The sequence below is a fragment of the Neisseria sp. P0021.S006 genome (genome assembly GCF_051956895.1).
Genome location: NZ_JBQCWZ010001095.1, coordinates 1 through 501, shown reverse-complemented (window position 1 = coordinate 501; position 501 = coordinate 1). Strand labels below are relative to the sequence as shown.

General features: G+C 56.7%; 1 protein-coding gene. It reads left to right on the top strand.

All coding sequences use genetic code 11. The features are described from left to right. A partial coding sequence (mutL, locus tag ACTHUM_RS18920) for a DNA mismatch repair endonuclease MutL (RefSeq protein WP_440403815.1) occupies positions 1 to 501 on the top strand: 501 nt, incomplete at both ends.

The following is a 501-nucleotide window of genomic DNA, read 5'->3' as shown; positions in this document are numbered from 1 at the left end:
ACCCTGACCAGCCGTCAAGAAGACAGCACGCACGCGACCCAAGTCAAAGCCGAAGACGGCAAACTCAGCAGCCCCACCGCCGCCGCCCACCCCGTCGGCACCACCATCGAAGCCGCCGAACTCTTCTTCAATACCCCCGCGCGGCGCAAGTTCCTCAAATCCGAAAACACCGAATACGCCCACTGCGCCACCATGCTCGAACGCCTCGCGCTGGCACATCCGCACATTGCCTTCTCACTCAAACGCGACGGCAAACAAGTATTCAAACTTCCTGCCCAAAGCCTGCATGAACGGATTGCCGCCATTGTCGGCGATGATTTTCAGACGGCCTCATTGGAAATTGACAGCGGCAATGACGCATTGCGGCTCTATGGCGCGATTGCCAAGCCGACTTTCGCCAAAGGCAAAACCGACAAACAATACTGCTTCGTCAACCATCGTTTTGTCCGCGATAAAGTCATGCTCCATGCCGTCAAGCAGGCATACCGTGATGTATTGCAC